This window comes from Sphaerochaeta sp. UBA5836 (assembly GCF_002432845.1).
In the GTDB taxonomy this organism is placed as follows: Bacteria; Spirochaetota; Spirochaetia; order Sphaerochaetales; family Sphaerochaetaceae; genus Sphaerochaeta.
Genome location: NZ_DJGW01000092.1, coordinates 9,365 through 12,678 on the forward strand (window position 1 = coordinate 9,365; position 3,314 = coordinate 12,678).

General features: G+C 48.9%; 3 protein-coding genes. All 3 read left to right on the plus strand.

Annotated elements, in window-relative coordinates:
* Positions 1-1,010, plus strand: a 1,010-nt coding sequence (locus tag B3F49_RS08615; protein WP_293910441.1) for an MFS transporter, incomplete at its 5' end; no start/stop codon positions are given.
* Positions 997-2,172 carry an iron-containing alcohol dehydrogenase gene (locus tag B3F49_RS08620; protein ID WP_293910443.1) on the plus strand — a complete coding sequence of 392 codons (1,176 nt, stop codon included), beginning with the start codon at positions 997-999 and terminating at the stop codon, positions 2,170-2,172. The genes B3F49_RS08615 and B3F49_RS08620, both read left to right, overlap by 14 nt.
* A 16-nt stretch (positions 2,173-2,188) precedes the next feature.
* Positions 2,189-3,247: a M20/M25/M40 family metallo-hydrolase gene (locus B3F49_RS08625; protein WP_293910445.1), complete on the plus strand. Its 1,059-nt coding sequence runs from the start codon at positions 2,189-2,191 to the stop codon at positions 3,245-3,247.
* The last annotated feature ends 67 nt before the right edge of the window (positions 3,248-3,314 follow it).

A 3,314-nucleotide genomic window follows, 5' to 3' on the forward strand; every position in this document is an offset into this window, starting at 1 on the left:
TTTTCGATCTTGTCAGTTCAGTGCTTCCAGCCTTGCTCTTCCTATTCTGGCCCATCTATGAGGTAGCACTGATCGCCATGGTGCTTACCGGTTTGAACAGGATTATGAGCGTTGGCTACTACCTGTTGATGATCGAGGATGCTTCTGAAGAGAACAGTGTTGTCTCGATGAATCTGTTCAACATTATATTGGTGGCAGCTGGGTTGCTTACCCCTTTGGCAGGTCTCTTTGTCATGCACTGGGGCGTTGTGCGTACCGAGCAAGCTTTTTTACTTATTGCAGCAATAAGCATGGCCAGCCAGGCTATCATTCGGCACTTCCTGCTTAAGGAGACGCCGACAGGAAAAATGGTTCAGCAGAGGATGAAAAAAGAAGGGCAATTCTGGACGTTCCCAAGGTTTTTCGCTGTCTACAAGCAGGTGTACAGCACTGTTAAAAATGACCATGCCATGCTTCGTGCAGTAATCATCAATGCTTTGATTTACGTCTATTTCTCCCTTGGGACCACTTCAAGCTTGCTCTTTGCTCCCTTTTTCATCGATTTTGTGAAGATTTCAACATCACAGATTTCCTTGATCGGAGGATTATATTCACTAGGAACCTTATTGGCCATGATTGTGGTTAACCCTCATCTGAAACGGCGAAATCTCTATGCTTTTTCTGTTTGGTCCTCACTGCTATCGCTTGTGGGATTTGCGCTTTTATTCTTCTGTCCCAAAGGAGGATTGCTCTTTCCCTTGCTTGCAGTCGTCTGTATTTCTGTCTCCTATGGTGTTTTGAAAACACTTGCCGATGCAGTGCTTGCTGTGGAAACACATGGTGAGCACCGAGCCGGTGTCTATGCCGCCAGTTTTCTCATCTCTTCATGTGTAGGCATTGTGTTTATCAAGTTCACCAGCCTGCTCTATACCAATAATCCCGGATGGTTGTTGTTTGTCTGTGCACTTATCTTGTCAGGTGTACTTGTACTGAGTCTGAAGAAACAAGGAGTAAGCGATGGAATCGTTTGAATTGCTGTTCCCTACTCATATACGCTTTGGCCGTGACGTAGTCGACCAAGTTGGAGAGGCAGTCAAAGGCACGGGAACGACAGTTCTTGTAGTGTTTGGACAAAACTCCGTTATTCGAAACGGTCTCTTTGCGAAAGTAGAACAGCTCCTTGTCTCTTGTGGCTGTAAAGTTGTCAGCGGGGGTGGAGTCAAGCCTAATCCAACGTATGAAGGAGTGCTTGCTTTGGCAGAAATTGCCAAGCGGCATCAGGTTGACTGCCTGCTTGCCTTAGGGGGAGGGAGTGTTATCGACACGGCCAAGGCGTTGGCTGGTTTGTTGGTGGCTTCTGATCCCAAACAGTATTGGACAGACCACTTTGAAAACTATACGCCTGTTGAACAGGCTCTTCCTCTCGCAGTTGTTCTTACCATTCCCGCTTCAGGCTCAGAAACCTCCGATTCGTGTGTGATCAGCGAAACAAAGACCGGATTAAAGCGTATTGCAAGCGGGCCTGCTCTTGTCCCCAAGGTTTCCCTACTCGATCCATCACTCACCTTGAGCCTTCCTGTATATCAGACTGCGTGTGGCATAAGCGATATGCTCTCACACCTGCAAGAACGGTACTTTATTCCATTGATGGAGAACGACCTCACCGACCGGCTGTTGGAATCTGTTATGCGCTGTGTTCTCGACAATGGTCCGTTGGTGCTTTCCCATCCCGATTCCTATCACCTCCGCTCGGAAATAATGTGGGCAGGAACGCTTGCCCATAGCCCCCTCTTGGATCGCGGCCGAGGGGGTGGCGATTGGGCTTGTCATTTGATCGAACATGCTCTCAGTGGTTTCTGTGACGTGCCCCACGGTGCAGGTCTGGCAATCCTTACCCCTGCTTGGATGCGTTATATTGCCCCCAAACACCAATTCAGGTTTCTTCAATATGCCGGCCGAGTCTGGCATATTGAGATTCCTCTTGCTTCCTTTGAGGATGTGCTGGCGCGTCTTATTTACTCCATGCAATCCTTTTACAGATGTCTTGGCCTTCCTACCCAACTTAGGGAGATTGGAGTTGAAGTGGCGGATTTGCCTGCCATTGCACAAGCAGCTGCTGGATCTCATCCTATAGGAAGCTTGCAGCAGCTGGAAGCCATGCAGGTGTTGGATATCCTGCATCTGGCGTATTAGCTGACAGGAGGGGAGAATGATGGTCGCACGTGTCATCGATCAATTCTTGAAGTTGGTTGCAATAGACAGCCCGAGCGGGCATGAAGAATCTTTGCGTTCTTTCATCCTAGAGCGACTCAAGCAGCCGCATCTTGCCTGCATCCAGGACTCCTTTGGGAATTTCTTTGTTCCGGTGAACTGTACTGAAGCTCCTCCGATAACCTTTGCCTGCCATATCGATACGGTTGGGAATGCAGTGGGGGTAAAGCCTGTCTTTGGAGAAGAATATATTCGAACTGATGGAACCACTGCTTTAGGCGCCGATGACAAGATTGCCGTTGCCCTTGCACTCGTACTTGCCCAAGAGAAAGAACGTTATGGTTCGTTCGGTTTGCTCTTCACCATCCAGGAGGAGGTAGGGCTTCAGGGGGCTAAGCATCTTGGACCCGAGATTCTCTCCCAGCTCAATACAATTTTTGTGCTTGATACTGGAAGACCAGTAGGAACGGTAGTCATCCAGGCTCCTTGGAAACTGGATGTGAAGATTGCCTTCCATGGCAAGGCAGCCCATGCCGGGGTGGCTCCGGAGCTGGGCACATGTGCCATCTCGCTGGCAAGCAAGGCCATATCGCAGATGAAACTGTTGCGGGTTGATGAGATGACGACTGCAAACATTGGCTCGATTCATGGATTCGGGAGTACGAATGTCGTGTGTGATTTGGTCCAATTGCATCTGGAAATTCGCAGTCTGGTACGTGATAGAGCTTTTGAGCACCTGAGGCATATACGCCAGTGTTGTGAGCAAGCCTGCAGCCAAGGAGGAACTTTCTCCTTGGAGTATGAGATTTCGTATGATGGGTATCAGGTTGGAGCATCAAAAGCATTAATAATGTTTCAGCAGGCTTGTACTGCGTGCAACATTCCCTGTACAGAGCTCTCCAGCGGAGGGGGCAGTGATGTGAATATCCTCAGAACCCATGCCAAGGATGCCATACTTCTAGGGGTCGGGTATGAGAAGGCGCATAGTACAGAAGAGCGGATTAGTATACAAGAAATAGAGAAGCTTGTGAGGGTGGTTGATCAGATGTTGACGTGATGTGGTGAAAACTTCACGTTCTTGTTGATAGCCTCAGCAACATATTTGTGGGTGAGTCTTCATACTG

Coding starts and splice junctions, on each gene's coding strand:
- B3F49_RS08620 (WP_293910443.1), top strand. CDS start 997: ATGGAATCGTTTGAATTGCTGTTCCCTACTCATATACGCTTTGGCCGT.
- B3F49_RS08625 (WP_293910445.1), top strand. CDS start 2,189: ATGATGGTCGCACGTGTCATCGATCAATTCTTGAAGTTGGTTGCAATA.